At 68.9% G+C, this 22,175-nt stretch carries 18 protein-coding genes and 2 pseudogenes; 7 read left to right on the forward strand and 13 right to left on the reverse strand.

Annotated features, from left to right (window positions below):
• Positions 1 to 14: 14 nt before the first annotated feature.
• Together glsA and AC06G6_RS19135 are read right to left on the reverse strand one after the other, a co-directional pair.
• A pseudogene (gene glsA / locus AC06G6_RS19130) lies at positions 15 to 859 on the reverse strand (glutaminase A); the annotation flags it as partial.
• Positions 860 to 907: 48 nt separating this feature from the next.
• Entirely contained in the window at positions 908 to 1,396 is a 489-nt protein-coding gene (locus tag AC06G6_RS19135; RefSeq protein ID WP_479824771.1) for a MarR family winged helix-turn-helix transcriptional regulator, read from the reverse strand.
• 103 nt (positions 1,397 to 1,499) lie between these two features.
• Between AC06G6_RS19135 and AC06G6_RS19140 the strand changes: the two genes are divergently transcribed.
• Positions 1,500 to 1,787, forward strand: a complete 288-nt coding sequence (locus tag AC06G6_RS19140; protein ID WP_307456606.1) for a YciI family protein — start codon at positions 1,500 to 1,502, stop codon at positions 1,785 to 1,787.
• A gap of 45 nt (positions 1,788 to 1,832) precedes the next feature.
• Here the strand turns inward: AC06G6_RS19140 and AC06G6_RS19145 are convergent, their stop codons facing one another.
• From AC06G6_RS19145 to AC06G6_RS19190, 10 genes and pseudogenes are all read right to left on the reverse strand, one after another.
• Complete coding sequence (locus AC06G6_RS19145; RefSeq protein WP_479824773.1) at positions 1,833 to 2,669, reverse strand: SGNH/GDSL hydrolase family protein; 837 nt, start codon at positions 2,667 to 2,669, stop codon at positions 1,833 to 1,835.
• Positions 2,670 to 2,771: 102 nt separating this feature from the next.
• Positions 2,772 to 3,782: a siderophore-interacting protein gene (locus tag AC06G6_RS19150; protein WP_479828767.1), complete on the reverse strand. Its 1,011-nt coding sequence runs from the start codon at positions 3,780 to 3,782 to the stop codon at positions 2,772 to 2,774.
• 65 nt (positions 3,783 to 3,847) lie between these two features.
• Positions 3,848 to 4,678: an ABC transporter ATP-binding protein gene (locus AC06G6_RS19155; protein ID WP_479824775.1), complete on the reverse strand. Its 831-nt coding sequence runs from the start codon at positions 4,676 to 4,678 to the stop codon at positions 3,848 to 3,850.
• A gap of 1 nt (position 4,679) precedes the next feature.
• Complete coding sequence (locus AC06G6_RS19160; protein ID WP_479824777.1) at positions 4,680 to 5,885, reverse strand: FecCD family ABC transporter permease; 1,206 nt, start codon at positions 5,883 to 5,885, stop codon at positions 4,680 to 4,682.
• Positions 5,882 to 6,955 carry a FecCD family ABC transporter permease gene (locus tag AC06G6_RS19165; RefSeq protein WP_479824779.1) on the reverse strand — a complete coding sequence of 358 codons (1,074 nt, stop codon included), beginning with the start codon at positions 6,953 to 6,955 and terminating at the stop codon, positions 5,882 to 5,884. The genes AC06G6_RS19160 and AC06G6_RS19165 overlap by 4 nt, the downstream gene beginning before the upstream one ends.
• Positions 6,956 to 6,965: 10 nt before the next feature.
• Positions 6,966 to 8,066, reverse strand: coding sequence for an iron-siderophore ABC transporter substrate-binding protein (locus tag AC06G6_RS19170; RefSeq protein WP_479824781.1), 1,101 nt, complete (start codon positions 8,064 to 8,066; stop codon positions 6,966 to 6,968).
• 98 nt (positions 8,067 to 8,164) lie between these two features.
• Positions 8,165 to 8,878: a hypothetical protein gene (locus AC06G6_RS19175; RefSeq protein ID WP_479824783.1), complete on the reverse strand. Its 714-nt coding sequence runs from the start codon at positions 8,876 to 8,878 to the stop codon at positions 8,165 to 8,167.
• Positions 8,879 to 9,082: 204 nt separating this feature from the next.
• A complete protein-coding gene (locus tag AC06G6_RS19180; protein WP_479824785.1) occupies positions 9,083 to 12,559 on the reverse strand; it encodes an ATP-binding protein in 3,477 nt (1,158 codons plus the stop codon).
• Between the two features lie 161 nt (positions 12,560 to 12,720).
• Positions 12,721 to 13,554: pseudogene (locus tag AC06G6_RS19185) on the reverse strand (DUF4194 domain-containing protein); the annotation flags it as partial.
• 2 nt (positions 13,555 to 13,556) lie between these two features.
• On the reverse strand, positions 13,557 to 15,005 hold the full coding sequence (locus tag AC06G6_RS19190) for a DUF3375 family protein (protein WP_479824786.1): 1,449 nt from the start codon (positions 15,003 to 15,005) through the stop codon (positions 13,557 to 13,559).
• A 284-nt stretch (positions 15,006 to 15,289) separates the two neighbouring features.
• Between AC06G6_RS19190 and AC06G6_RS19195 the strand changes: the two genes are divergently transcribed.
• The 3 genes from AC06G6_RS19195 (at position 15,290) to AC06G6_RS19205 (ending at position 18,742) form a co-directional block, all read left to right on the forward strand.
• Positions 15,290 to 15,628, forward strand: coding sequence for a hypothetical protein (locus AC06G6_RS19195; RefSeq protein ID WP_307456633.1), 339 nt, complete (start codon positions 15,290 to 15,292; stop codon positions 15,626 to 15,628).
• Positions 15,629 to 15,693: 65 nt separating this feature from the next.
• Positions 15,694 to 17,706, forward strand: coding sequence for an acyl-CoA dehydrogenase family protein (locus AC06G6_RS19200; protein ID WP_479824788.1), 2,013 nt, complete (start codon positions 15,694 to 15,696; stop codon positions 17,704 to 17,706).
• A gap of 166 nt (positions 17,707 to 17,872) precedes the next feature.
• On the forward strand, positions 17,873 to 18,742 hold the full coding sequence (locus tag AC06G6_RS19205; protein WP_479824790.1) for a TIGR04086 family membrane protein: 870 nt from the start codon (positions 17,873 to 17,875) through the stop codon (positions 18,740 to 18,742).
• A gap of 91 nt (positions 18,743 to 18,833) precedes the next feature.
• Here AC06G6_RS19205 and AC06G6_RS19210 read toward each other — a convergent pair whose 3' ends face one another.
• Complete coding sequence (locus tag AC06G6_RS19210; RefSeq protein WP_479828769.1) at positions 18,834 to 19,214, reverse strand: YchJ family protein; 381 nt, start codon at positions 19,212 to 19,214, stop codon at positions 18,834 to 18,836.
• Positions 19,215 to 19,517: 303 nt separating this feature from the next.
• Between AC06G6_RS19210 and AC06G6_RS19215 the strand changes: the two genes are divergently transcribed.
• From AC06G6_RS19215 to AC06G6_RS19225, 3 genes are read left to right on the forward strand one after another with little or no spacing between them, the layout of a single operon-like run.
• Positions 19,518 to 20,228, forward strand: coding sequence for a hypothetical protein (locus AC06G6_RS19215; protein ID WP_479824792.1), 711 nt, complete (start codon positions 19,518 to 19,520; stop codon positions 20,226 to 20,228).
• A gap of 40 nt (positions 20,229 to 20,268) precedes the next feature.
• On the forward strand, positions 20,269 to 21,273 hold the full coding sequence (locus AC06G6_RS19220) for an aldo/keto reductase family protein (RefSeq protein ID WP_479824794.1): 1,005 nt from the start codon (positions 20,269 to 20,271) through the stop codon (positions 21,271 to 21,273).
• Positions 21,274 to 21,331: 58 nt separating this feature from the next.
• Complete coding sequence (locus AC06G6_RS19225; protein ID WP_479828771.1) at positions 21,332 to 22,132, forward strand: SDR family oxidoreductase; 801 nt, start codon at positions 21,332 to 21,334, stop codon at positions 22,130 to 22,132.
• Positions 22,133 to 22,175 lie beyond the last annotated feature (43 nt).

Consider the following 22,175-nt stretch of genomic DNA (forward strand, 5'->3'; position numbering starts at 1 on the left):
CGGACACTGCTGCCGTGCTCATCCAGCGGCGGCGAGTAGACGGCCAGGCCCACCTGGCCGGGCAGCACGGCGATGATTCCGCCTGCCACCCCGCTCTTTCCCGGCATCCCCACGCTGCTGATCCAGGCCCCGGCGTCGTCGTACATACCGGAAGTCATCATGACGGACAGCACGCGTTCCACCGGGCCGATCTCCAGCACCTGCTTGCCGCTGAGCGGATTCCGGCCGCCATTGGCCAGGGTGGCGGCCATGATCGAGAGGTCGAAGCAGTTCACCAGGACCGAGCACTGGCGGAAATAGTCCTCCAGGACCGGCGTCGGATCGTCCTCAATGATGTTGAAGGACCGCAGCAGGTACGCGAGTGCCGTGTTGCGGTGCCCGTGCTTGAGTTCGGATTCGAAGACCTTCTCACTGACTGAGAGCGGACGGCCGGCGAACGCGGAGTAGGTGCTGAGGATCCGCTTGAACCCGGACTGCCCGCCGGATCCCCGGATCAGCGAGGTGGCGGTGAGGGCGCCGGCGTTGATCATCGCGTTGGCCGGCCGGTCCCTTCGGCCAGGGAGATCTCGTTGAAAGAGTCCCCGGACGGTTCGACGTCCACTTTGGCGTCCACGGCCTCGGCGCCGAGGTCCTCCAGGGCCAGCCCGTAGGTGAAGGGCTTGGAGATGGACTGGATGGTGAATTCCTCGCGGGTGTCACCGATCTCGTACACCTTGCCGTCCACGGTGGCCAGGGCGATGCCGAAGTTGTCCGGGTCCACGTTGGCCATGGCCGGAATGGTGCTGTAGGGCTTGCCGTCCTTGAGCTCGGCGATCTCGGCGTGGATCTGGCGCAGGTAGCTGTCGATCGGCGATTCCATAGTGCCAACACTAGGCGACCGCGGGTCGCGGCAGGCCTCACGGCGGCCCTAGGCCTGCTTGCTCTCCCGCAGGATCCAGTGGTCCTTGTCCAGGCGGCCCACGATCTTCTCGCCGATCCGGGCGAGGTCAGCGACGTCCTTCTCGCTCAGGGCGTCCAGGAACAGCGATCGGACCGCCTCGACGTGGCCTGGGGCGAGCTCCTCGATAGTCGCCATTCCCGCGTCGGTGAGGTGCGCCGTCGTGACCCGGGCATCGCCGGGGTGCGGACGGCGCTCCACCCAGCCGCGGTTCTGCAGTTTGGTGACCACATGGGACAGCCGGGACAGGGACGCGCTGGTGCGCGCGGCCAGTTCGCTCATGGGCAGGAAGCGGCCATCGGCCTCGGAGAGCATTGCGAGGACGTTGTAGTCGAAAAGAGAGAGCTTGCGCGCATGGTGCAGCTGCGTGTCCAGTGCGGCCGGAAGCAGGGTGTTGATGCTCACTTGGGCCAGCCAGGCCCGGCGTTCGTCGGCGTTCAGCCAGCGCGGTTCAGTCATGGGTACAGTCTAGGAGCATTGAAGCTTGACGGTTCAACTTCGCGGGATTCCGTGACCGGGAGAATCCTGCCCGGGCGCCGCGGACAGGCGCTAGGCTGACCCTATGTATGTAGTCTCCCTGACCTATAAGGTCCCCGAAGAGATCGTTGACTTCCATCTACCGGCGCACGTCACGTGGCTGCAGGACGCCTTCGACCAGGGCATCTTTATGGTCGCGGGGCGGAAGATCCCGCGCACGGGAGCCCTGCTGCTCTCCAACGCGGACCGCGACGCCCTGGACGCCTCGCTGGCAAGGGACCCCTTCTACATCAACGGAGTGGCCGAGTTCGACGTCGAGGAGTTCCACGCGAGCCGGGTGGCGCCGGGCTACGAAAACCTGCTGGACAGCTGACGCAGGCGGGCACCGCGTGGAGGAGCCCCCGAAGAGGAGTAGGGGTCAGCCCGCGGGGACCTTGGCGGTGAGTTTCTTCAGTCCCGCCTTCGGCGGAACCCTGACCGGCGCCGGCCAGCGGGGGCTGAGCTCGTCCCCGAGCGTGACGCCCCGGAGCTTGCGCGCAAAGAGCGGCAGCACCCAGTCGCTGACCCAGCGCCGCTGTCCGCGCCCCCGGTCGCGGAGGCCGAGTTTCGCCGCGGGCGCCCATTCCTTGGGCTTGACCTTGTGTACAACCCCGAGCTGGTCCAGGACCTGGCCGGCGAGATACTTGTGGCCGGCTTTGGACATGTGCAGACGGTCCGAGTCCCACATCCGCGGATCGTAGAACGCGTCGAAGCACCAGTAATCCACCAGTACCGCCTCGTACCTCGCCGCCACCTCGCGGACCCGCTGGTTGTAGAGGGCGTTCCGCCTCTTGAGGGGTTCCAGCAGCGCCGAGACCCTGACGTCGAAACCGGTGAACAGCACCACGGTGGCCCCGTTGGCGGCAAGCCTGGCGACGAGGTATTCATAGTCCTTCATCAACGCGCGGATGTCGGTCCCGAGATCCAGGATGTCGTTCCCGCCCGCGTACAGGGTGATCAGGGTCGGTTCCATGGCCAGCGCGGGTTCGAGCTGCTCCGCGATGATCTGCCGCAGCCTCTTGCTGCGGATGGCAAGGTTGGCGTACTCCCATCCCGGGTCGGCCCTGGCCAGCTGCTCCGCCACCCGGTCCGCCCAGCCGCGGACCCCGTTGGGCAGCCGGGAGTTGTAGTCCCCCACCCCTTCGGTGAAGGAATCCCCCAGTGCAACATAAACCCGCCGCCCGTCAGCGCCCGGGGACAGAAGCTTCTCGGCCATACCGCCCACGCTAGCCAACCCGGACGACGTCGGGGTGAACAAGAGGGGCACAGCAGTGCGGCAGCGTCGGAACTATAGGCGCGAAAGCTGCGGGAGCGTCGCCTAGAGCTCGGCCTTCCCCTGCCGCCAGTACCCCATAAACGCTACCTGTTTCCGGTCGATCCCGACATCCCGCACCAGGTACCGGCGCATCTCCTTGACGACTCCCGCTTCTCCGGCAATCCAGGCGTAGAACGGCATGGCCCCCGCGGGCTTGTCCGGATTCCGGCTGGCGCTGATCGCCGCGGCATCCATCCGGGCGGGCGTCTCCCAGAGAATGTCGTGGTCCACGTTGACGTCCTCGGGCTCGGGGCCAGCCGCAGGCTCAACGGAGGGCCGGAGCCCGACCCAGCCCGGGAGGGTCACGGCGGCCCGGACCGCTTCCTGCAACAATTCGCCGTGCGGACGTGACCGGCCGATCGCCGCTCCGCGCGCGAGCCAGGTGATCTCGACGTCGGCGGCTGTCGTGATGCCCTGGAAGTCGCCGGCCTCGGGCACCTCCAGGATGGCATGCCCGCTGAAGTACGGCGGGAGGCTCTCAAGAATGGCGCTGATGGCAGGGACAGCCGTCTCATCTCCGGCCAGCAGGACCCGCTGGGCCATCCCCGGACGCCATTCGATCCCCGAGTAGGTTTCGGCGGTGACGCAGTGCGCGGCCCGGTTGTTGGGTCCGATCAGGGTCAGGGTGTCCCCCGGTTTGGCGTTGCGGGCCCAGTTGGCGGCCGGTCCGCCGTGGCCGGCGTCGTCGAAGTGCATCACGAAGTCGACGTCGAGTTCCGGGTAGACGGCGTCGAGGCGTTCCTGCCGCACGGTGTAGGTGCGCATGGACCCGCGGGTTTCAGGATCCATGGCCAGCCACTCGCGGTACCAGCCGGCCTGCTCCGTCCGGAATTCCGGCAGCGGCAGCGCGTTGCCGTCGGGCGCCAGCGAGGGGATCATGAGTTTGATGCGCAGGTCCAGGGTGCTGCCGTGGACACCGAAGTTCCGCAACGAATAGCCGCCCAGGGTGACCCGCCGGAAGTTCGGTCCTAGCTCCTGGACCGCCGTGACCTGGACGTCGAAGGCCTGGGTCATGGGCTCGGTGGCGGGTGCGGTTTTGAGGGCCGACCGGGTGCGGGCCGGGGTGGGGTTCGTGGCAGTCATGGGACCAGCTCCAGGTTTGTGGTTTGCGGGACGGCGGCATGGTGGCGGCCCACCGGGATGATCAGGGGTGCGCCGGACACCGGGTCCGGGAGCACCCGCGATTCAAGGCCGAACACCTCGCGGACGAGTTCCTCGGTGACCACCGCCCGGGCGGTGCCTTCGGCGACAATCTGTCCGTTCTTCATCGCGATGATGTGGTCGGCGTACCGGGCTGCGAGGTTGAGGTCGTGCAGCACGATTGCCACGGTGGTGCCGCGCTGCCGGTTCAGGTCCGTGATGAGGTCCAGGACCTCCACCTGGTGGGTGAGGTCCAGGTAGGTGGTGGGCTCATCCAGCAGCAGCACCTCGGTTTCCTGCGCCAAGGCCATCGCGATCCACACCCGCTGCCGCTGCCCGCCGGAGAGTTCGTCCACGTTCCGCCCGGCCAGGTCCAGTGTTTCGGTGGCGGCCATCGCCTGCTGCACGGCACGCTCGTCGTCCGGGGAGCCGCCCGCGGACCGGAAGAAACCCTGGTGCGGGTAGCGGCCGCGGCCCACGAGGTCCCGGACGGTGATGCCGTCCGGGGCCGTGGGATGCTGCGGCAGGAGGCCCAGGGTGCGGGCCACCTCGCGGGCGGGGCGGCGGTGGATGTCCCGCCCGTCGAGGGTGACCGTGCCGGCGGCAGGCTTGAGCAGCCGGGCGAGGCCCCGGAGCAGGGTGGACTTTCCGCAGGCGTTGGCGCCGACGATCATGGTCACCTTGCCTTCGGGGATCTCCGCGCTGAGCCCCTCGATCACGGTCCGCTGGTCGTATTTCAGCTTCAACCCGGAGGTCTGAAGGGTTGCCATCTCAGGCGTCCTTTCGGTTGGAGGTGACGAGCAGCCAGAGCAGGAAGGGGGCGCCGAGGGCCCCGGTGACCACCCCGACCGGCAGGACGGTGCCGGCCAGCAGGAGCGGCGCGATGTTGGCGGCAAAGTAATCGGCGCTCAGCACGATCAGCACACCGGCCAGGGCCGACGCCGGCAGGCTCGCCCTGCGGACGAACCGGCGCGCGATCGGCCCGGCGAGGAACGCGACGAACGCCACGGGCCCGGCGGCCGCCGTCGCCGCGGCGGCAAGGCCGACGGCGGTGACCACGATGCCCAGCCGGGCCGCCCCGACCCGGACGCCGAGGCCCGCTGCGGTGTCGTCGCCGAGTTCGAGGATGCGCAGCGGGCCGCCGAGGACCGCGACGGCGGGCACCAGCACGAGCAGGGCGAGGCCGAGGACCCCGGCCCGGTCCCAGTTTGCGGAGTTGAGCGAGCCGTTGAGCCAGATCAGGACCTCGGCGGCGGTCCGGATGTCCGCCCGGGTCATCAGGAAGCTGACCACGGCGTGGAGGGCGGCGGCGATCCCCACTCCGGCCAGGATCAGCCGGCTGCCGGCGGCGTCGCCCCGCTGTCCGCCCGAGCCGAGGGATCCGCTGCGGGAGATGCCGTAGATCAGGGCGGCCACGGCCAGGGCGCCGGCGAAGGCGGCGCCCGACACCACGGCACCGGACGCGCCGAAGACGACAATCGCGGTCACCGCCGCGGCGCTGGCACCGTAGCTGATGCCGATCACGTCCGGACTGGCCAGGGGATTGCGGAGCATGGTCTGGAACAGCGCGCCGGACAGCCCGAACGCGGCCCCGATCAGCGTCCCCACGACGGCGCGTGGCAGCTTGTGCTCCATCACGATGAAGCTCGCGCCCGGGATCTTCTCGCCGCCGGTCAGGTGCGCGGCCAGGATCCTGAAGAAGTCGGGGATGGTGACGGTGTAGCTGCCCAGGAGCACGCTGGCCGCGAAGAGGGCCACGACGGCCAGGGCCAGGATGCCCGTGCGGTTGAGCCCGGCCCCGCGAGGTGCGAGAAAACGCCGATGTTTGGGCGGAACATGGGCGCCAAGTGTCACCTCGGCGGGGGATGCCCGGGCCGGGGGTGTCACGTCAGGGGCGGGCTGGGTCGGCGGGGCGGGCTGGATCTGCGCCGCGGGCTGGGTCGGCGGGGCGGGCTGGGTCTGCGGGGCGGTTGTCATAGCCCGGCCCCCTTGCTGCGCCGTACCAGCCAGACGAACACCGGGGCACCCACCAGGGCGGTCATGATCCCGGCGGGGACCTCACCCGGGAGCAGGATCACGCGGCCGATCACGTCGGCGGTCAACAGCAGGGCCGGGGCCAGGACCAGCGAAAAGGGCAGGATCCAGCGGTAGTCGGGGCCGGTGAGGAAGCGGACGGCGTGCGGAATGATGAGGCCCACGAAGCCGATCGGGCCGGCCAGCGCCGTGGCCGACCCGCAGAGCAGGACGATTCCGAGGGCGGTGATGCCGCGGGCCAGCCCGACGCGCTGGCCCAGGCCCCGGGCGATGTCGTCGCCGAGGGCGAGGTTGTTGAGGATCCGGCCGGTGGCGAGCACTATCACGGCCCCCAGCAGCAGGAACGGCAGGCCCGGGAGGATCACGGACCAGTCTCGGCCGGCGATCCCGCCGACCTGCCAGAACCTGAAGCGGTCCAGGGTGTCCCGGCTGGAGACCAGGATGACGTTCATGAGCGAAAAGAGACCGGCGCTCAGGGCGGCGCCGGCGAGGGCGAGCTTCACCGGCGTCGCGCCGTCCCGGCCGAGTGAGGCGATCAGGTAGACCACGACGGCGGCGGCCGCGGCGCCGACGAACGCGAACCAGATGTACCCGGTCAGCGAGGACACGCCGAAGATGTAGATTCCGGTGACGACGGCCAGCGCGGCCCCGGCGTTGATGCCGATAATGCCCGGGTCGGCGAGGGGATTGCGGGCAACGCCCTGCATGGCGGCGCCCGCGAGCCCGAGGGCGGCCCCGGCCAGCAGGCCCAGGACGGTGCGCGGAATGCGGGCATGGACGACGGCGTGGTCGCCGTCGGCCGGATCGAACCGGGTCAGCGCCTGCCAGACGGTGTCCAGGGCCAGGCCGCGGGCCCCGATGGCGAACGACGCCAGGGTCACGAGCGCCAGGACGACGACGGCGGCCAGCAGCCAGAGCGCGCGCGGGCCCCGGGCGGGGACTGTAACACCCGTGGGCGTCTCCGGGGCGGGCCGGGCGGCTGCGGACACCGCCGTCGTCGTAAGGGAGCTCATGGGAATGTGCCTACTTCACCGCGGCAGTGACTTTGTCCGCTGCGCTGGCCAGCTGCGGCAGGAACGTGTCCAGCGACCACGGCAGGCTCAGCGGCGACGAAGCCGAGATGGACAGCGTCAGGGTGTTGTCCGAGTCGGCAACAAGGGTGCCGTTCTTGATGGCCGGGATCTGGCCGAGCAGCGGGTCTGCCTTGATGGAATCGGTAGTGGCTGCGTCCGGAACCCAAGTGACGAAGATGTCGGATTCGAGTTCGTTGGCCTTCTCGGCGGACCACGGGATGAAGAACTCCTTGGAGCCCTGGGAGTTATCCTCCACCACCGGGGCCAGCTTCATGCCGATCTCGCTGAGGAAGCGGGGGCGGTTGTCGTTGGCGGTGTAGACGTTGACTCCGTCAGCCGAAGCGGGCTCCAGGTTGCCGTAGATGAAGCTCTTGCCGGCGATCTGCGGGTACTCGGAGACCTTTTCCTTGATGGTGGCCTCAGTGTCGGCGACCAGCTTGGTGGCCTCGGCGTCCTTGCCGAGGGCCTTGCCGATGATGGCGGTGGAATCCTGCCAGGAGGTTCCGTAGGCGATCTCCGGGTGGGCCACCACGGGGGCGATTTCGCTGAGCTTCTTGTAGTCCTCCTCCGTGAGGCCGGAGTAGGCACCGAGGATGACGTCCGGGTTGAGCTTGGCGATCTCGGTGAAGTTGACGCCGTCGGCCTCGGAGTACTGGACCGGGGCCTTGTCCGAACCGAAGCTGGCGCCGAGCTTTTCGAGTGTGGCATCTTTCCACGGCGTGGATCCCTGGTCGTTGCCGCCCCATTCGTTCTTCGGGACACCCACGGGAACCACACCCAGGGCAAGCGCCACATCGTCGTTGACCCAGGACACGGTGACGACGCGGGTCGGCTGTTCCTTGATGATGGTCTCGCCAAACACGTGCTTGATGGTCACCGGGAACGCTGAGCTGGCCGACTGGCTGGGGGCGTCCGCCGCCGTCGGGCTGGCCGGGCCGGTGGAGCAGGCCGTCAGGGAGAGCGCAACGGCGGCGAGGGCAGCAGTCGCCTGGCCGGTGGCGCGGAGGAAGCGGCGTCTGGGCACGGTGCGGCCCGGGGTAGGGAGAGGCATGGGATTCCTTAGGTCAATGATGCGAGCCTAAGTAAGGCTAGCCTATCCTTTGGGAAATTACGCAAACCTTTCGTAACCTAATAGGCGGTGGGAGGGTTTCAGCGGTAGGAGATGCTCAAGAGCAGCCTCTTGAGGGATTGCCCTTCCTCGCCCGTAAGCCAGGACTGGGCCGCCGCGTCACTCGCGAAGGGCTTGTCGATGAATTTCACCTCGGCGACCAGGACCCCCTCGCCGACGCGGATGATCCCGTCGAGCGCGGACCCGCCCCCCGGCTGCGGCGCCCCGGCAGTAAGGTGCATCCGGTATGTCGGCTTGTCATCCATCCGGTCCACATAGAAGGAATAGTGGGCGCCAGGAGTGGGCTGCTGCGCCAGGCCCGGTACGGGTTCGGACTCGAACACGGTCCGTGCCACCTGGTATCCCACTCCGTCGGCGAACCTCCCGGAGTAGACAGTGGCCTGCGCTGTGCCGCTGGCGTCGAAGACGGTTGCGGTGCCCGACGTCGCCGGCGTCTGCTCTCCGGTGAAGAGTTCCACCCGCCAATCCGCGGGGTACTCAAAGGACACTCGGCCGTCCGGAAAGGTGTAGGTTTTTGCCGCGGCGTGCGCGGGAGCGGACGACGATGGTTCCACGCCGGCAGCCGTTGCCGGGCCGGATGCCCCCAGGGTCGGGGTGGCGCTCGGCGAACCCGGCGCGGCCGCGTCGGCTGACGGCGGCGAGCCGCCGGAGTCCGATGTCCCGCAACCGCTGAGAGCGAGGACGGCGGCGGCAGTGAGGGCGGCCACGAGGGGTGCACGATGTGCAGGGCGCATGGTTATGCCTTTCATGAGGACGCCCTCAAGCTCGGCAGGGGTGGTGCGGTGTGGTCCGCTGCGGTTCTGGTGTTCCGCAACGGCCCTGGTGGAGCGCGGGGCGAAGGGGTGATGCCGTAAAGATTCGCACTCGCGCACCAATCACTGCCAGAGCCCTCACGATATTTCCACCGATTTGTTATATTTCGGCGGACGTTCAGCCTGTCAGCGGAGGACGATGTCCACCGGATTCGCCTCGGAGCGCCAGGTCCCCTCGGTGCCGGGCCGCGGGCCGATGACGGGAGCGGTGAGCACACCGGAACGGTTGGTGCGCTTGTCCCGCAGGATCTCGGTGACGGAACCAAGGTGCCGGGACAGGTCGATCACGTTCTCGGGTGCGGCCAGGAGCAGCTGGAAACCGAACTCATGGAGGGCCTTGATGCCGGCGCCGGCGAATTCCTCCGAAGCCAGCACGAAGGCCTCGTCCATCATCACGGTGCCGTAGGTGGTGAAGCCCTGCTCGGCGATGCCCAGCTGGTAGCTCAGCGCCGCGGCCATGATGAATGCCGTGAAGCGCTGCCGCTCGCCGCCGGACATCGAGCCGGTGTCCGCGTGCATAAAGACCTCGGTTTTCTTCCGCCCGCCCTTCGCCGCCCGCGAAGCCTGGACCTCGCGGTGCTCCTTGCACTGGATGAAGAGGTGCCCGCGGACGTCCAGCACTTCGGCACGCCAGCGCCGGTCCTCGGGGGTCTGCGAGCCGAGCCGCTTGACGAGCGTTTCGAGCGACTTGTAGCGGTTGCCGAGCTCGACGTCGTCGTCCGCTTCCGCGCCGGAAGCACCGGACGCCGGAGCGGCCGCCTTTCCGGGCCGGGTGTGCCGGACCTTCAGCGCGTTCTGGATCGCATCCTTGAACTGCTTGGCGGTGGCGGGCAGGGTCTGCTTGATGTCGAGTTCCAGGAAGCTGCCCTCGTGGAAGTTCACTTCGGAGAGGATCCCGTTGAGCGGCAGGATGCGGCTGCTGATCGAGCGGCGCTCCTCGTCCAGCAGGTGCAGCAGGGTGCTGAAGGATTCGTGCGTGCGCTGGTTGAAGAACTGCCGGAATTCGGCCTCCTGCGCCGGCAGGCCGTCGCTGACAATGGCGTGGTAGCGGGCTTCGAACTCCCCCGCGGCGCCGATCGAGGTGCCGTGGTCCGCGGAAATCGCCGTTCCCCACTCGCGGACGAAGCCCTCGAAGATGCGCGTGAGCCGCTCCGAGGTTGCCTGCCCGCGGGATTCGGCCGCGTGCAGCTCGGCGAGGAGCCGGGTCCGGACCTGGTTGGCGAGGTTGTCCAGCTCGTGCATTTCCAGAACGTCGCCGAAGTCCGCGAAGTACGGTTCCAGTGCCGTGACGGTGGCGTCCGACGGCGGCGCCTGCGCCAGGCGGTCCCGCGCGGCGTCCAGCAGCGAATCGGCGGAGGACAGCTGCGTGTCAACTGCCTTGTATTCGCTTTGCAGCACGGCCGCGGCCTCGGTGCTGGACTGGTGCTTGTGCCGGGCCGCCTCGATGTTGGCCCGCAGCGGTTCCAGATCCGCCTGCGCGGCGAGGGCGTCCTTGAGGCGCTGCTCGATCCGGGCGAGTTCGTCCGCTGCCACGGCGGCCGAGACCTGTTCCCAGGGCCGGTGGTCGTCGGCAACGCGGCGCAGGGCCTCAAGCTGCCGGCTCATTCCCTGGTGCGACTCTTCCCGGCTCTGTGCGAGCTCGGCGGCCTTGGCGAGTTCCTGCTGCAGGTCCTCGACCTGCGCTGCCACCAGCTCCAGTTTGGCGGCGTTGTCGAAGCCGAGGACGTAGTCCTGCCGTCCGGTGAAGCGGTCATCCTTTTCCACGGTGTGGCGGTTGCGCTTGACCACACCGCCCAGGCTCAGGCCCTTGTCCAGCCGGGCCAGCTCGTCCGGGTCTTCAACGCAGGGGTAGGCGAAGTCGAGGGCAATCCGTTCCCGGATCCACTCGCCCGCATCCGCGGACGGTCCCATGGTGAGGATGTCCAGCTTGGTGAGCAGATCGCCGTCGGCCGCGTCCTGCACGGCCAACGCCCCGCCGGCGAGCGGCTTCGAGACGTCCACCGCGCGCAGCGCTCCGCGGACGGAATGGTCGTTGAGGTAGCGGGTCACGGCGCCGAAGTGCTCGCCGGGGACCAGCAGCGTGGTGGCGAGGCTGCGCAGCGCGCGCTCGGCCGCCGGCCGCCACCGTTCCTGGCCCTCCGCAAGGTCGATCAGCTCGCCGCCGAACGGCATCTGCTCCTCGGGCACGCCGGTGGCCGCCGCGATGGCGCTGCGGTTTTCAATGCTCGACGGCGGCAGCAGGGACTTGCGCGTCCTGAGCGACCCCAGTTCCTGCTGGGCCGCGGCGAGCTCGCGCTTCCTGGTCGCGTGGCCGTCGAACGCCTCGAAGCGCAGCTCCCTGAGCGCCTCCGAATCGTCTTTCAGCTCGGCCGAGCGGGCGGCCGCATGCTCGTGGGCCTGCTCCCAGCCGGCCGCGGACCACTGAAGTTCCAGGCCGGCGTCGGAGAGCGCCTTCCGGGCCGATTCCTCGACCTGCTGGCGGAGCTTGAGCCCCACCCGGGCGTTCTCCAGCGCCTGCTCGATCGCGGAGATCGCGTTGCCGCCCTGGTTGTTGTAGTCCGCCTCGAGCTGCCGCAGTTCCTTGGCCAGGCCGTCCCGGATGCCGCGCTCGGCGCCGAGTTCCTTGGCCTTCGCCTGGGCCAGGTCCTTGAACCGGGCGAGGGTTTTCTCGTGGACCGTGACGGCCAGCTGCTGCCGGTAGGCCTCGAATTCCTCGCCGGCCAGCTCCCGCAGGCGGTTCGCGTCCAGCAGCGACTGGGCATACTCCTTGTTCAGCCCGGGGACCGGGGCCAGCTGGTCGCGCTGCTGCCGGACGTCCTCGAGGCGCTGCCGGATCGACATCAGGTTGCTGAATTCCTCGACGACGTCATCGGCCGCCGTCAGCGTGGCGGGCGCGTCCAGGACCTGGTCCCGGAAGAAGTTGTTGACGCTGCCGCCGAGGCCCTTGCCGGCCTGGATGACCCGCAGCAGCGGCAGGGCCTGGTCCGAATTGATCCCGAGCAGGCGCCGGAAGCGTTCCGCGAAGGCCTTGTGCACGTCGAAGATCTGGGCGTCCGGGAAGAGCACGTCCAGCGCCGACTTGGTGAAGCGCTTCTCCGCGATGCCCTCAATTGCCGCGAGGTCCAGCGGCTTGTTGTCGATCAGGTAGTACCGGCCGACGCTGGACTCCGTGCCGTTCTTGGGCAGGTCGAACAGCGCCGACACGGTCACCCGGGTGCCGGCGGCGTTGTCGAAGGTCAGCGCGACCGCGGACCAGGTGGCGCCGGGACGCTGGAACGCACTCGCCGAGCCTTCGCCGACGGCCTTGTCCCCGACCTTGCCGCGCATGTACGTGAAGGTGGTCCGCTTGTCCTCGACTGCGCCGCCCGCACGCTGGGCCGCGGCCTCGTTGGAGCGCGGCCTGGCGTCGAAGACCCGGAGCATCGCGTCGAACAACGTGGACTTGCCGACGCCCGAATTGCCGGTCAGCAGGGTGCCGTTGCGGTCCACGTGCATTGTGTGGGCGCCGTGGAAGGTGCCCCAGTTGACGACCTGGACTAAGGCGAGGCGCATCTGGCCGGGGTTCGTGAGCTCGCCCATCGGGAGCATGGTGGCGATGCTCATTTGGCAGACCCGTTCGTGTCCGTGGCCGGGTTTGACGACGACGGCGATGCCGCCCCCGCCCCTTCGCCGGACGGCTCCGCTGCAAGCAGCGAGCCGTCCGGCTCCGACAGGCCCGATGCCACTCCCTGGGCGGCATCGCCGTCGTCGTCTTCGCTGTTCAGGTCACCTTGGGCGGCATCGCCGTCGTCGCCTTCGCTGTCATCGTCATCCGAGCTACCGGACTTGTTCCCGTCGAATTCCAGCAGGGGTTCGGTGCCGGACTGGTCGGTGCTGGCGGCTACCAGGGCGTCGATTTGGGCGGGGATGTCGCCGATGTTTTCGAAGGGGAGGGCCAGGGGGAGGGCGTTGGAGATGGTGTAGACGTCGTCGAGGCCGGTGGCGAGGAGGAGCTGGCGGGCCAGGAGCTTGGTGATGGCACGGTTGACGACGTCGGAATCGCGGAGGGCGTCCTGCTGGCCGGACGGCTGGTAGTGGGCCACGAGTTCGGCGATTTCCTCGCGCGTGATCGTGGGGTCGGTCTGTGCCGTGACGTGGCGGTCCAGAAGCAGGCGTAGGCGGAGCAGCACGATGGTTTCAACCCGGCTCAGGGCCCGCTGCTGACGCAGGATGCTGGAGCGGGTGCTGCCGCCGATGGCCTCGGGGTCCACCGGGCGCAGGACGGCCACCTTGCGTTCGTGGTCCAGCTGGAGGGTCAGGAAGAGTTCGGACAGGCGGCTGCGCAGGATCAGCTGGTTGTCCAGGAGCGTGGTCCAGAGCTTTTCGTCCCGGCCGCCGTCGATGTACGGACCCTTAAGGAGCTTCACGAGGGCCTGGCGGACCTTCATCGGGAGCACGCCGGTGTCCCCCGGGAAGAGCGCGGCGCCGTCGACGAACGTATCCCGCGGAGTGACCGTGAAAGGGGCGGCGTGGACATGCTGGGCGGGCTCCGCAGCCGCGGGGGCACCCTCGGCTGCCTCGGCCGTGTCTTCTACTGCCGCGTGGGAAAGTTCAGTCATCTTCAGTCCTTCTTGAGCGTGACGACCGGCAGGTACGCGGTGCGCGTGGAGCCGTCGATCTGTTCGAAGTCGAGGGTGTCCCACGTCTCGCGGTCAAAGCCGGCACCCTCGTGCAGGGCGTGGGAGAGCAGGGCGCGGATCGAGTTGATGTGGCGTTCGCCGGGCGGGAGCTGCTCCCAGGCCTCGGCCAGGGTGGAGGCGCCGGCGAACGCGGCGCGGATCGCCGCGGGGCTGGCCTTGCCGGTCCGCGGCGAGCGCACGCGGTCCGAGTCGCTGAAGGCGATCGGGTCGGCCAGCTTGGGCGGGGCCGCGAACTCGTCCGGATCGAACAGCTTGACCATGGACAGGGACTCGAAGCCGGCGTTGAACAGCACCGGGCCGCGGACCAGTCCGGGGCGTTCGCGCTCGTACGGCAGCGACCGGATGGCCTGCTCGGCCTCCCGGAGGACCTTGCGGAGCCGGACCGACTGGCGGAAGTCGTCGCTCTGGACGTAGGTGTTCAGGCTTTCGCTGAGCTTGCCGTAGATCCGCTGGATCTGGCTGTGCTGGGTCCGCAGTTCCGCGACCAGGTTCTTCAGGGTCTCCCGTTCCTCATGGCTGAGGTCATCGGCGAACTGCCTGCTGAGCACCTCGCCGATCGCGGAACGGAACCGCAGCTGCTGTTGCGGATCCTCCAGGAACGCCGTGAAGGAACGGAACGTCCGGCCCTCGGGGCTCTGCCGGAGCCGCTTGTCCGCCTCCAGCACCTGGGCCATCGTGGCGCCCTTGCTGAGGGACTCCTCGATGATCTGGTTGCGGAGCTCGCCCACCAGTTCCTCGATCCGGTCACGCATCTTCTTGTAGTCCGCGGGCAGGCTCCCGGCGAGGTCCAGGATGTTCCCGGCGGCCTCCACGGCCTCCTCGTCGTCGAGCAGCCCGTCGAAGTCCCCCGAGCTGATGTCCTCGATCAGCTGGCGCCGTTCACCGATCTCTTCCGCCAGGGACTCCAGCCGGGCGCTCTGGTCCGGGTTCGTCTCATTGGCGAGCTTCTCGACGTCGCCCAGCAGCGTCCCGAGCCGCGACCCGTTGAGCGTGGAGCGTTCGCTGGAGAGGCTGTCCAGGAAAGCGATGACACGGGCGGCCGGTTCGGTGACCTCGTACACGATCTGCCCGGACTGGTTCCGGCGGGTCAGGAAGTTCTTGCGGGTCCACTCATCGCCGAACGTTTTCCCGTTCGCGGCGCCCCCCAGGCCCGGGTCCTGGCGGCGGAGCTGTTCAAGGAAGGCGTCGACGTCGGCGTGGAACTGTTCCAGCGGAAGCTGCGGCCGGGTGCGGGTGAAGGACGCCTGCAGCACGGCGATGACCCACGGCGCCGAGCGGGTCAGCGCCCAGGCGGGACCCTTGGTGAGAAGTTCGAGGTCCCTCAGCCGGGCGCTGATGGCGTCGGCGGAGGACAGGGCGGAGCGGGACACGCACCCTCCTTACGGCTGCCGTGGGATCTGGATCGGGCAGCGGATCAGGAAAACTGCCAGCTACAAGGTTAACGCAGGCCCCGGCTGTCCTTCCCGGCCGGGCGGAAGCGGGCCGCCGAAACCTCCCCGTGAGGCTACCGCAACCGCCCCGTGACCTACGCCCCGGTAGCATTTCGATCCCGTATCAAGAGTGACGGCACACGCTGTCGGCTCTGGCTAGCGCACGTCCCGCACCCTACGCTCGGGCTACTGATTTCAGCCGAAGCAATGGTGCAGGGGGAAGAATGCAGTTCGACTTAAGCGCAGTGGAAACGGGAACGCTGGTGTTCATGGGAACGCTCGTGTTTGCCCTGGTGATCACCCTCTTTATGATGACGGCGTCGTTCGCGGCCCTCGTGCTCGTGGGCGTCGGGCGGCTTGCCTGGATCATCGCCTCGACGGTGCTGCTGGGCCTGGTCCATGGCATCAACCACCTCTGGGACCGGCTGGTTCATCACGCCTCCACGGTGGAGCTCCCGGGCGACTTCGCCGGTGACTTCGTGGGGGATATCGCGGCGGAGATTATGGGCCAATCGGCCCCTAGTACCGGCACCTACCCGCGGGTAGTATTGCGGGACAGCTGAAGGGTCCTCCACCCACGGCGGATCCAGGGCTCGAGCCGGTGACCCCCGGTTAGAGGAGATGCCCGATGAGCTCCGCCGTTGAGAATCCAGCAACCGACAATCCCGCCGACAGCCCCGCCTCGGATGTCCCGGTCCCGCCCGAGACGATCGGCCCCGACGCCACCGCGGCCGACGCGCGGGCCATCAGCGAAGCCGCCCGCGAGACCAGCTGGGACCGGCCCAGTTTCGCCAAGGGCCTGTACCTGGGCAGCTTTGACCTCAGCCTCATCCACCCCTGGCCGGAAGCGCCGGCGGACGACGTCGAACGCGGGGAAGCATTCATGGCCCGCCTGACCGCTTTCTGCCGCACGATGTCCGGGCGCACCATCGAGCGCGATGCGCTGATCCCGGACGAGTACCTCAAGGGCCTCGCGGACCTCGGGGTCTTCGGCATGAAGATCCCCCGCGACTACGGCGGGCTGGGCCTTTCGCTGGTGTACTACGGACGGGCGCTGGCGCTGCTGGGCTCCGTGCACCCCAGCCTCGGCGCGCTGATCTCCGCGCACCAGTCCATCGGCGTCCCCGAGCCGGTCAAAGTCTTCGGCACCCCCGCGCAGAAGCAGGAATACCTGCCGCGCTGCGCCGCCGGCGCCATCACCGCGTTCCTGCTGACCGAGCCCGACGTCGGCAGCGACCCCGCCCGGATGGGCAGCACCGCCGTCCCCTCGGACGACGGCGAGTCCTACGTCCTGGACGGCGTGAAGCTCTGGACCACCAACGGGGTGATCGCCGAACTCGTGGTGGTCATGGCGGTGGTCCCCTCCCGCACCGACGCTGACGGCACGGTCCACAAGGGCGGCATCAGCGCCTTCGTCGTCGAGATGGACTCCCCCGGCATCACGGTGGAAAACCGCAACGCCTTCATGGGCCTGCGCGGCATCGAGAACGGCGTCACCCGCTTCCACCAGGTCCGGGTGCCCGCGGCCAACCGGCTGGGCCGCGAGGGACATGGCCTGAAAATCGCCCTCACCACGCTCAACACCGGCCGGCTCGCGCTTCCGGCGCTCTGCGTCGGATCCGGGCGGTGGAGCCTGAAGATCGCCCGGCAGTGGTCCAATGCCCGCACCCAGTGGGGCCGGCCGGTGGGCAAGCATGAAGCCGTGGGCAAGAAAATCGCCTTCATTGCGGCCAGCGCCTTCGCCCTGGACGCCGTCTTCGAGCTGTCCGCCGAAATGGCCGACGCCGGGCAGAAGGATGTCCGGATCGAGGCGGCACTGGCCAAACTGTGGTCCACCGAGATCAGCTGCCGGATCGCCGACGAGCTGGTGCAGATCCGCGGCGGCCGCGGCTTCGAAACGGCGGACTCGCTGGAGGCCCGCGGCGAGCGCGCCGTGCCGGCCGAGCAGCAGCTCCGCGACCTGCGGATCAACCGGATTTTCGAGGGCTCCTCGGAGATCATGAAACTGCTGATCGCCCGGGAGGCCGTGGACGCGCACCTCGCAGCCGCCGGAGACCTCGCCTCCGAGGACGCTAGCCTGTCCAACAAAGCCCGCGCCGCCGTCGGCGCGTCCGGTTTCTACGCGAAGTGGCTGCCCAAGCTCGTCGCCGGTGCGGGCATGGACCCGCGTTCCTACAGCGACTTCGGCCGGCTCGCGAAGCAGCTGCGCTTCGTCGAGCGGTCCTCCCGGCGGCTGGCCCGGCAGACCTTCTACGGGATGGGACGGTGGCAGGCGAAGCTGGAGCACAAACAGGCATTCCTGGGCCGGATCGTGGACATCGGGGCCGAACTGTTCGCGATGGCCGCCGCCTGCTCCCGGGCGGAAATGCTGCTGCGGACCTCCCCGGAGAAAGGCGCCTCCGCCTATGAACTTGCCGAGGCGTTCTGCGAACAGGCCCGGGTGCGGGTCGATGAATACTTCGACCAGCTCTGGAGGAACACCGACGACGGCGACCATGTGCTCTCCCGCAAGGTCCTGGCCGGCGACTACGAGTGGCTGGAGGCCGGAGTCCTGGACCAGTCCGAAGGCACCGGGCCCTGGATTGCCGACGCCGGCCCCCGCGCGTCGGTGAAGGCGAACCTGCACCGGAAGTACCGCTGACCGGGCGCGCCGGGCACTCCCCCGCCACCCCAAAATAGTAAGCATCCTTGCTACCTTTGACTGCCCGTGATTAGGTGGACCCGAGGCCTGCAACACCGGCCTCCGCCCTGCGGTGCCCGGCCCAAACAATGGGCGCGGGTCATTCATTGAAAGTGAGCAGTCCCCCATGAGCAACCCAACAGGCCCCGAAGATCGCACCTCCCGGCGCGCCCGTGACGAGGATGGGGCTGTGAGCCAGGACGCCCGGATCCACGACGCCCGGCAGGACGCCGCCCGCCCCGACACCGCCGGCACCAACGACACCCGCGTCATCCCGACCGGCGCAGCGACCGAGGCCCCCACACGGAGCCATGCCGCGGTCCGCCCGGAACCGACCCGCAGCCAGCCCGTCACCGCCGTGCGCCATGCCGAGCCCGCCCGTGCCACCCCCGCCGGGGACACCGTGGTCGAAGAGGTGCCCACCCGGGAAACCGTGGTGGCCCGCGAAAGGGAGCAGTTCGGCGGCATCCAGGTCGGATCAGCATTCTTCGGCTGGCTCGCCGCCACCGGCATGGCTGTGCTGCTGACCGCCCTCGTCGCCGCCGCCGGCACCGCCGTCGGCCTCGCCACCAACACGGACGTCAACGCCACGGTCGCCTCCGGCAACGAAACCGTGGGACTCGTCGGCATCATTGTGCTGCTGGTGATCCTGTTCGTGTCCTACTTCGCCGGCGGCTACGTCGCCGGCCGGATGGCCCGCTTCAACGGGGCCAAGCAGGGGTTCATGGTGTGGGTCTGGGCCCTCATCGCCGCGGTCGTCGTCGCCATTCTCGGCGTCGTGGCGGGCCAGCAGTACAACATCCTGGCCCAGCTCAACGCCTTCCCGCGCATCCCGGTCAACGAGGGCGAGCTGACCACCACGAGCATCATCGCGGCAGTTGTGGTGGCCGCGGTGGCCCTGGTCGGCGCCGTCCTCGGCGGCACCGCCGGCATGCATTTCCACCGCAAGGTGGACCGGGCCGGGTTCGCCCCGGTCGACACCGTCGAGGAACGCTAGGCCGGCAGGCAGCCGTCCACGACCTGCCGGGTGCCGGGCGAACGTTGCCCGGCGCCCGGCAGGTTTTTTAAGCGTCGGGTGCGCAGCCCGTTTAGCCGAACTCGACGGCGGCTGCGTCTGTGACAACGTCCACGTAATACCAGCGGCGCTCGACCCGCGCGAAGCGGCTCGTCTCATGGTGGACGCCGCGTTCGCCGCCGCGCCGGAAGTGGGCCTTGAACTCAACCGTCCCTTCGGTGTCCAGCGGGCCGCCGCGGGACGTCGACAGGATGTCCAGCCGCCGCCACTGCAGGTCCGGATCCAGGTCAAGTTCGGCAGGCCGGGTCTCCGGGTGCCAGGTCCGCAGGAGGTAGTCGGCGTCCAGCACTACGAAGGCGCTGTACCGGGAGCGCATCAGTTGTTCAGCCGTCGGGGCCTCAGCCAGGCCGTCGTGGAAGCGCCCGCAGCACTCGCCGTACTGTTCCCCGGACAGGCAGGGGCAGTTGCCACGAAACGGGGCGCGGGCAGGCTGGGTATCGGCGCCCGGAGGGCCGGCGGCTGGGGGCGTCACATGTGTCCTTCCCGGAGGCCGGACGACGCCGGCAGGTCTCCTTCCGACTATAGACGCACGGTCCCTCGGGGCAGACGCGGCGGATCGGATAACAGCTTTGACACGACTCCGCGAAGAGGCCGCAGGGCTGCGTGTCCGAGCGAAAAAGTCCGTATGGTTAAGGGGTGTTGCTCCCCGCCGGTTGTGGCGGGAAGCGTCGCGGGAAGGCCAGCCAGGAGAGGTGAAATGGAAGATCCGACAACCATCGCCCTCAATCTGACCTTCCTCGGGACCCTGGCAGTGGCGCTCGTCATGTTCTTCGGCCTTTTCCTTGTCTTTGTGGCCACGCTGGTGATGGCGGGCCTCGGCCGGCTGGCCGCCGTGACCGTCATGGCGGTGGGACGCGGGCTGTTCCGGACCGCGCGCACCGCCGGAACCGCCCAGCGGGACCGCCCGGTCCGGACCCCGGGGGCCACCCAAGAGGCCCGGCCGCCGAAAGCTGTTCAACCGCCGGCAAAGGCTGCCAGGCCGGCAAACGCCCCGAAGCCGGCCAGGCCGGCGAAACCCGCCAAGCCGGAACCCGCCCTGTCCCCGGACTGGGCTGCCGCCGTCGCGCAGGCCGATGCCCGCGCCGCTGCCCGGGCCAAGGCGGAAGCAGCCCCGGAGGTCAAGGTCTCGGTCCGCGAACTGCCCAGCCCCACGGCTCCGGCGCAGGACGTCGCGGCAGTGGCGCCGCTCGTGGAGTCAGCCACGGACCGGAACGGCCAGCTCGGCACCGTCCCGCCGGCCTTCAAAAAGGCCCCGATGCCCGCCGCGAAGTCGGTGCTGGACACCGGCTCACTGGTCTCCCTTCACGGCCGTCCCCCGCTGCCCCGGAAGCCCCTGAACGAACAATCGTCCAAGCCCCACATCAATCAGGCGCCCGAGCCGCAGGCCCAGGAGCGCAAAGCCGGCTGAGGCCTTACCCGCGGCAGTCAAGTCGGCTAGGTTGAAACCCATGGAATTCAGATACCTCGGGAACAGCGGCTTCAAGATTTCGGAAATTACCTTCGGCAACTGGCTCACGCACGGCTCGCAGGTGGAAAACGAGGTCGCCACCCAGTGCGTGCGGGCAGCGCTTGACGCCGGTATCAGCACCTTCGACACCGCCGACGTATACGCCAACACGGCCGCGGAGACCGTGCTGGGCAAGGCCCTCCAGGACGAACGGCGTGAGTCGCTGGAAATCTTCACCAAAGTCTTCGGCCCCACGGGCCCCAAGGGCCACAACGATCTTGGCCTGTCCCGCAAGCACATCCTGGAGGCCATCAACGGCTCCCTCACCCGGCTGCAGACGGACTACGTGGACCTCTACCAGGCCCACCGCTACGACTACGAAACCCCGCTGGAAGAGACCATGCAGGCCTTCGCGGACGTCGTGCGGCAGGGCAAGGCCCTCTACATCGGCGTCAGCGAGTGGACGGCCGACCAGATCCGCGACGGCCATGCCCTGGCCAAGGAGCTCGGTTTCCAGCTGATCTCCAACCAGCCGCAGTACTCCATGCTGTGGCGGGTCATCGAGGCCGAGGTGATTCCGACGTCCGAGGAGCTGGGCCTTTCCCAGATCGTCTGGTCGCCGATGGCACAGGGGGTGCTGAGCGGGAAGTACCATCCCGGCAAGCCGGCCCCGGAGGGCAGCCGCGCCACGGATGACAAGGGCGGCTCGAAGATGATCGAGCGCTGGATGTCCAACGAGGTCCTCAGCGGCGTGCAGCAGCTCAAGCCCATCGCCGAGGAGGCCGGGCTCACCATGGCCCAGCTGAGCATCGCCTGGGTGTTGCAGAATCCGAACGTGGCCTCCGCCATCATGGGCGCATCCCGGCCGGAGCAGATCGAGAAGAACGTGGCGGCCGCGGGCGTGAAACTGGACGCCGGGATCATGGAGAAAATCGACGCCGCGATCGGCTCACTGGCCGAACGCGACCCGGCGCAGACCAAGTCGCCCGCGTCCCGGGAGGGGTAGGCCCGTGACCGCCGGGCCCTCGCTCGCCGTCACCGGTTCCACCGGGCACCTGGGCGGCATGGTGGCCCGGCAGCTGGCCGATGCCGGCAGCCCGCAGCGGCTGCTCGTGCGCGACCTTGGCCGGGCGCCGGAGCTGGAAGACGCCGTCCCCGCCGTCGTCACCTACGCCGATCCGGTCCTCGCCAGGGCAGCCCTCGAGGGGGTGAAGACGCTCTTTATGGTCTCCGCTGCCGAGGCCGAGGACCGGCTGCAGCAGCACTGCACGTTTGTGGACGCGGCGGCCGCTGCCGGCGTGCAGCACATCGTCTACACCTCATTCTTCGGCGCGGCAGCGGATTCCACCTTCACGCTGGGCCGGGACCACTTCGCCACCGAGGAGCGGATCAAGGCCTCGGGGATGGACTACACCTTCCTGCGGGACAACTTCTACCTGGACTTCCTGCCGCTGCTGGCCGGCGAGGACGGCGTTATCCGCGGACCGGCCGGGGACGGCGTCATGGCAGCCGTTGCCCGGGCGGATATCGCCCGTTCCGCCGTGACCGTGCTCCGGGACCCGGCCCTGCACATCGGCAGGACCTACGACCTCACCGGCCCCGAGGATCTCTCCCTGGCCCGTGCCGCGGAACTCCTCACTGCCGGGACCGGCCGGACCATCACGTTCCACAATGAGACGGTCGAGGAGGCCTACGCCTCACGGGCCCCCTATGGCGCGCCGCGCTGGCAGGTGGACGCCTGGGTGAGCACGTACACGGCGGTCGCCGCCGGAGAACTCGCCGGGCCGACGTCGGCCGTGCACGAGCTCACCGGCCGCGAACCGCTGGGCCTGGCGCAGTTCCTGGCCGAGTCGCACACGATCTAACCGCCCGTCGGGCGGCTGCCGGGCCGGGCCAGTATTGACGACT

This window comes from Arthrobacter sp. CJL-S3, from assembly GCF_056711635.1.

Bases quoted from the DNA above. Each gene is read 5' to 3' on its own strand.
- AC06G6_RS19135 (WP_479824771.1), bottom strand. From the start codon at position 1,396: ATGACTGAACCGCGCTGGCTGAACGCCGACGAACGCCGGGCCTGGCTG.
- AC06G6_RS19140 (WP_307456606.1), top strand. From the start codon at position 1,500: ATGTATGTAGTCTCCCTGACCTATAAGGTCCCCGAAGAGATCGTTGAC.
- AC06G6_RS19145 (WP_479824773.1), bottom strand. From the start codon at position 2,669: ATGGCCGAGAAGCTTCTGTCCCCGGGCGCTGACGGGCGGCGGGTTTAT.
- AC06G6_RS19150 (WP_479828767.1), bottom strand. From the start codon at position 3,782: ATGACCCAGGCCTTCGACGTCCAGGTCACGGCGGTCCAGGAGCTAGGA.
- AC06G6_RS19155 (WP_479824775.1), bottom strand. From the start codon at position 4,678: ATGGCAACCCTTCAGACCTCCGGGTTGAAGCTGAAATACGACCAGCGG.
- AC06G6_RS19160 (WP_479824777.1), bottom strand. From the start codon at position 5,885: ATGACAACCGCCCCGCAGACCCAGCCCGCCCCGCCGACCCAGCCCGCG.
- AC06G6_RS19165 (WP_479824779.1), bottom strand. From the start codon at position 6,955: ATGAGCTCCCTTACGACGACGGCGGTGTCCGCAGCCGCCCGGCCCGCC.
- AC06G6_RS19170 (WP_479824781.1), bottom strand. From the start codon at position 8,066: ATGCCTCTCCCTACCCCGGGCCGCACCGTGCCCAGACGCCGCTTCCTC.
- AC06G6_RS19175 (WP_479824783.1), bottom strand. From the start codon at position 8,878: ATGCGCCCTGCACATCGTGCACCCCTCGTGGCCGCCCTCACTGCCGCC.
- AC06G6_RS19180 (WP_479824785.1), bottom strand. From the start codon at position 12,559: ATGAGCATCGCCACCATGCTCCCGATGGGCGAGCTCACGAACCCCGGC.
- AC06G6_RS19195 (WP_307456633.1), top strand. From the start codon at position 15,290: ATGCAGTTCGACTTAAGCGCAGTGGAAACGGGAACGCTGGTGTTCATG.
- AC06G6_RS19200 (WP_479824788.1), top strand. From the start codon at position 15,694: ATGAGCTCCGCCGTTGAGAATCCAGCAACCGACAATCCCGCCGACAGC.
- AC06G6_RS19205 (WP_479824790.1), top strand. From the start codon at position 17,873: ATGAGCAACCCAACAGGCCCCGAAGATCGCACCTCCCGGCGCGCCCGT.
- AC06G6_RS19215 (WP_479824792.1), top strand. From the start codon at position 19,518: ATGGAAGATCCGACAACCATCGCCCTCAATCTGACCTTCCTCGGGACC.
- AC06G6_RS19220 (WP_479824794.1), top strand. From the start codon at position 20,269: ATGGAATTCAGATACCTCGGGAACAGCGGCTTCAAGATTTCGGAAATT.
- AC06G6_RS19225 (WP_479828771.1), top strand. From the start codon at position 21,332: ATGGTGGCCCGGCAGCTGGCCGATGCCGGCAGCCCGCAGCGGCTGCTC.